Raw genomic sequence first — 5,101 nt, 5'->3', positions numbered from 1 at the left:
CAAAGCGGTAATCGGATTGCGTGGGCACGGGAAATTCCTTTGAAACGAGTTCTTGTGTCAGTCCAGCAAAATGCCCGCTTCGCCTTCCACCAGCGTGCCTCCGTGGTCGGTACGATCACCGACTGGAATCGAAACATGCCAGCCCTACTTCTTGTGTGGGGTGCTGAGGAACGCGTCCAGGGCACGCTGATCGGCCTGGGCCTTGTCTCGCGGATAGCGCGGCGGCTCGGGGGGCGGAGACGGCGAGGCCACCGCACCAGGCCGTGGACGGATGGACTTGAGGATGGCATCCCACACCGCCGTCGCCTCGTACTCCGTCATCGAAGGCTTCATTGGTGGCGACTCGTCAATAGTCGATCGCGACTCGCTTGCGAAATCAGGCAGCGTCGAGTAACCCAGCATTCGTTGGGGCGCGCCGGCCAACTCCGCATCGCTTTTCCAGGTTTTTTCACCCAGCGCATCCAGCTTCAAAGAAAACGTGGGCTGCAACAGGCCTGGCGTAGGGCGGTAGGTCTCGGCCGCGAAGAGCACACCACGCACGGCTTCACCGGATTGATCCCGCCAGCCCGCCGCAATCAACTGTTCCTCTGCTTTCATGCCCGCGATTTCGCGCTTGCCCTTGCGCAGCGTGTCCAAGTCCGAACCGTTGCCTTCGAACATCGGCATGAACATCTTGCCCCGCTGTAACAGGCGCTCATCGGAATCCGGCGTCATCGCGCTGATCCCCACTTCGAACGTCATGTCCAGACGCTGAGGGTCGTAGAAGTCGATCGTCGCCACCTCGTGGTCGTGGTGTCCCTGAATTATGATGGGGCCGAAGACAAACCCAGGCCCTGCGCGAGCGATGTCGGTGACCTTGTGGATTTGGGCGGCGAGTTCTTTCAGGTCGGCGTCAACCTGATTTCTTGTTTTCGTCTTGGGAATACCTTTAATGCCCTCATATGATTCTTTCTTGAGCATCAGATAAACGTCATCGACCAGCAGATGCATTTCGTGGGTACGTGCTCCGCCTCCAAGAGTGCTCTGGCTATAGCGCAGCAAGAGGGCACGTTCACCTAGCTTCTGCTCAAGCTCCAGCATGGAGCCATTGGTTTCATAATTCGTGCCCCTTCCTATGCGTGCAACACGCTCGGTCAACGTGGCTGCGAACACGGCCTGTGTCACATCCTGCGCGAAGACTGTGACCTCCACCGTTTCAAAGTCTTTGTCCAAGCCGTAGTACAAAGTCAGAGACTCCCCTTCTCCGTAACGCCATTGCGACGGCACATCCACGAGGAACCGGCCCAGCCCCCATGTACGCATGTTGCTTGTCAGTTCGCTCACGGTTCTCTCTTCCTTCTCAGTGGGGGTGTACTGGCAACCCAACAACAGCAAAGCCAACAGCAACGGTGCCAGCAAGTATTTCCATCCACGCATCATCACTCCGTCCCTTATGCTTGCTTCTTTGCAGAGGCGGCAATTTTAACCAGCGCGTAAAGCGTCACCTGCTGGGCGCCGGCATTCTTGTAGGAGCCTTCATGATCAAACCCCGCGAGTCGGAATTGCTGCTGAATGCTTCCTTCTTTGACCCCCTGCAACGGGGCGGCACCTGACCTGAACGGTACCGTGCCGTCACCGGCGCCATCTTGCTTGCTGCAACGTAGCCGCCAATGCACGGTGGGTTGGCCATATACGCCCGCATTGGGCGATGGGCGCTCCATCACATGAAGCGGGTTCTCGCCCATATCGACCACATTGTCGAAGTTGAAACGGCTGACCGTCGTTGCCGCCGGCCGTTGTGGCGACGGTGTGGCTTGACCATAGACTCCGTAGCTGGGTGTCTCGATGTGCCAAGTAATGGTCTCGAAGCTCGGTTGAGCGGTATCGGCACCGTAGTAGACGTAGGTGTTGGCGTGATACTTGGCACGGATAGCGTCATGGAACTTGCGGCTTTCTTCAATGTTTTTTGCGTAGGTCGTCCACTCAATCGGGACGCCGCCCTTGGGCGCCAACCATGCTTCGCGCACCAGCCCCCACCAACGGTCGCGGCGCAGATAAATGTCGTCGTAAGGGTCGTTGACCGGCTGAATATTGAGCGCCTTGCCTTCCGAATCACGCACCGTCAGCCAACCTTGGCGATAGTGCGGGGTCGGCAACAATTGCAATGCACCCGGCGCCTGCGAAAATACCGCCGTCACTTCACGGCCGTTGTTGCCGATGACCAGAGCGCCAACACTGGCTGCGATGCCAGACCCTTCATCCGACATTCCCAGCTTGCAACGTCGGTAGGCTACAGGCGCGCCCTCGGAAGGCATCACGCCATGGACGATGCCGGCTATCTTGCTGCCCATGCCAGGTAGTTGCGCGCATCGACGGGCCACCAGGCCACCCATCGAATGGGTTACCAGGATCACTTGCTGGCATCTGGAACCGTACTTCTCCATCACCTTATTGATTCGCTGTTGCAGCGCCATCGCGGACTTTTCGTTGGAAGCCAGCCAGTTGTATCCGCAGGCATAGACCGGCATGCGGAAATTGGCCCGCGCAAGCAGGTCATCCGACATGACCGGAGCCAACATGCCTTTTTCCGCCCCGCCGGGTAGTCCACGCATCGTCATCGTTATCCCCGGCGACAAAGGATTCTCAGGCGCGCGCGTGCCGGGCTTTGGAGCGGCTCTGAAAGCCAAGTAGCCGAACTCCGACCACTTGTCTGGATTCCATCCCTGGCCATTCAATGATTTCTCTAGCCACAACAGAAAATCGTGGTAACTGCCTTCAGCGACTTCCCCCCAGTATCGATTGCGGTAGTCCTTGGCATTCGTGACCAGTCCGGCTGGTTTGTCTGGAATGTCGCCCATGGGATCCACTTCGGTGCGATCCGGATGCAGCGTCTTCTGCCGACCACCGGCGCCGACGAACATCTTGCCCAACAATTTTTTCGGCAACCCGCTTCCTCCGGCCATGTCCAGGCGCCAAACCGGCTTGCCGGTTTTCTTGTCCGTATCCTTCGATTTCAGATTCGAGCCCATGATTCCGGGTACAAAAATCACCGGCAGCACCTTGTCGGGTGGCAAATACAGATGGACTGCATCGCCGAGAAAGGACGGGCTCAAATTCCAACTATGGGTGGGCTTGCCTTGAGCGTCGAAGGTCAGCGGCGCCACGCGCGGAGAATTCATCTTGTCTGGCGGGACACTCATGGAAGGCGCTCCTTTTTGGAGAGTTCGATTTGATCAGTCAGCGATTCCCCGGTCTGTGGATCATTGCAACGGTACAGCGAACCATCCTTCGCCCGGAATGCCGCTTCGCCCTTGGCGCATAACCAGCCCTGCACCATTTGATCCTTCACTAGTTCCACCTCCCAGGAGTAGCCCAGGTCAGAGCGCAATCGTCCTGTCAGCATTGCCCCCATGAGTTGAGTCTCGCCTGGCAAACGGATTACCTCGATGTCCTCGGCAGTCAACTGGCTGCGCTTGTTGGGCTTGGTATATGACGATAGCTGCACAGTGCTTCCTGCCGGAAGCGACAAGCCTGCCACCTGCGTTGGCGCCTCCAGTTGCCAAGACCGCCGCCGGTATTGCCAGGCGTCGAATGCCGGCTCAATCAAGACCTCATGAACTCCGTAACCTGCAGGAATAAAAAGCGCGATCGCCAATATGCTCAAGCCAATGCGCATCCTTGTGGAAAGGGACTTCTTCCGGAACGCAGCCCATGTCGCCAGCAAACCCAACGGCAGCAGTAGCCACCAAAGGAAGTAGCCAGCCATGAGATACAACCACAGACATACGTCCAGTGCGCTGGCGTCGCTAAAGAAATTCATGACAGTTCACCGGATTCGTCGCCATCCAGCCACTGGATTGACAGCCCTTCCGGACTCAATCCCTGTTGTAGCGAGATGCGACCATCGCCGTCAGTGACACCGGGAATGCGGGCTCCGTCGCCACGGATCAGCTCATAACGGCGATTGCGCGCCGGGGTTCCATCCGGCAGCACGGCTTTGAACAACTCATTGAAATCCGCGTCCTTCCATCCATTCATCGCCTCGGACACGCTGGCGCCGTCACTGAACTGAGTCTTGGCCTTAACCGTGAAGGTGCCCGGACACCCTAGTTCGATGTTGCCGCCTTCCAGCGTGAGATAGGCCCCGCCGCACAGCAGCGTCAGCCGCTGCTTCGCATTGAGGGTGATGGTTCCTTCCACGGCCGACACCCGTACCGCCTTCAGCGCCTCTACCTGCACTTCACCGTGCTGGGCTTGCAGGCGCAGGTCATCCTGATGGGCAATCTGGGTGATGCCGCCCTGGAAGGCGAACAGATCGATGCCCTTGCCCGCGGTGGCATGCAACTGTTCGCCCGCCACGATCACCTGATCGCGTTGCGCCGCGCTTTCCACGTTCTCGCCCGCACCCGTAAACACCGTTCGGGGCGTGGCCACCGCAATGCCCTCGGGTGCATTCAGGGCCAGGATCGGCTTGTCGCCGTCCTCGTCCTTGCGGTCGTTGCCACCGGCGCCCAGTTGCTCCACGGCCTTGACCAGTCCCTCGCGCGAGGCGTGCTCCGTCGCCGGGGCCTGGTGCTGCGCGGCCGTGTCCGCCAGCGATTTCACCAACCCGGATAACGCTTCCACGCACTGCACCAGTTCGGCATGATCCAGTTGCCCGCTGCCGGCCCCGCTGCGTTCGTAAGCCGTCAGCAACAAGCCCTTGGCCGCGCGCAGCGCGCCACTGGCGTCGGTGCGCAACTCGAAGCCTTCTCCCCGTGGGGTGCCGTTGCCATCATTGCCTCGCGGATGGGTCAGGTAGCCCAGGTTGAGCTGCGTGGCCGCATGGGTGCTCTTGAGCTGGGTCTTGATCTCGCCGCGGGTGTCGTCGATCAGCAACTCGTTGTGGCCGCCGCCCTTGTGCTCCTGGCTCTTGAGCGTGGTCAGGGTCTTGAGTCCGGGCAGCTCATACGGCGGCCGGTTGGCCGCGTGGTAGGCCCGACCGGTCACGATGGGTTGATCCGGGTCGCCCTCCAGGAAGCTCACCAGCACTTCGTGCCCGATGCGCGGCAGCACCTGCATCCCGTAGTTCGCCCCCGCCCAGCCCTGGCTGACCCGTATCCAGCAGGTGCTGTTCTCGCGC

Annotated in this window: 4 protein-coding genes; all 4 read right to left on the bottom strand. The window is 59.8% G+C overall.

The genetic code is table 11. The annotated features are described in order from the left end of the window. Positions 1 to 144: 144 nt before the first annotated feature. Positions 145 to 1,416: a T6SS immunity protein Tli4 family protein gene (locus AAD027_RS18975; protein WP_341727602.1), complete on the bottom strand. Its 1,272-nt coding sequence runs from the start codon at positions 1,414 to 1,416 to the stop codon at positions 145 to 147. Positions 1,417 to 1,430: 14 nt separating this feature from the next. Further along, on the bottom strand, positions 1,431 to 3,179 hold the full coding sequence (locus AAD027_RS18970) for an esterase/lipase family protein (RefSeq protein ID WP_341727601.1): 1,749 nt from the start codon (positions 3,177 to 3,179) through the stop codon (positions 1,431 to 1,433). Next, positions 3,176 to 3,799, bottom strand: a complete 624-nt coding sequence (locus AAD027_RS18965) for a hypothetical protein (RefSeq protein WP_341727600.1) — start codon at positions 3,797 to 3,799, stop codon at positions 3,176 to 3,178. Before AAD027_RS18965 ends, AAD027_RS18970 begins: the two co-directional genes overlap by 4 nt. Then, positions 3,796 to 5,101, bottom strand: a 1,306-nt coding sequence (locus AAD027_RS18960; protein WP_341727599.1) for a DUF2345 domain-containing protein, incomplete at its 5' end; no start/stop codon positions are given. The genes AAD027_RS18965 and AAD027_RS18960, both read right to left, overlap by 4 nt.

The organism is Pseudoxanthomonas putridarboris (genome assembly GCF_038321125.1).
Lineage (GTDB): Bacteria > Pseudomonadota > Gammaproteobacteria > Xanthomonadales > Xanthomonadaceae > Pseudoxanthomonas_A > Pseudoxanthomonas_A putridarboris.
Note: the sequence above shows the minus strand (reverse complement) of the source record. Positions and strands in the feature narration are given on the sequence as shown.

Bases quoted from the DNA above. Each gene is read 5' to 3' on its own strand.
- AAD027_RS18975 (WP_341727602.1), bottom strand. From the start codon at position 1,416: ATGCGTGGATGGAAATACTTGCTGGCACCGTTGCTGTTGGCTTTGCTG.
- AAD027_RS18970 (WP_341727601.1), bottom strand. From the start codon at position 3,179: ATGAGTGTCCCGCCAGACAAGATGAATTCTCCGCGCGTGGCGCCGCTG.
- AAD027_RS18965 (WP_341727600.1), bottom strand. From the start codon at position 3,799: ATGAATTTCTTTAGCGACGCCAGCGCACTGGACGTATGTCTGTGGTTG.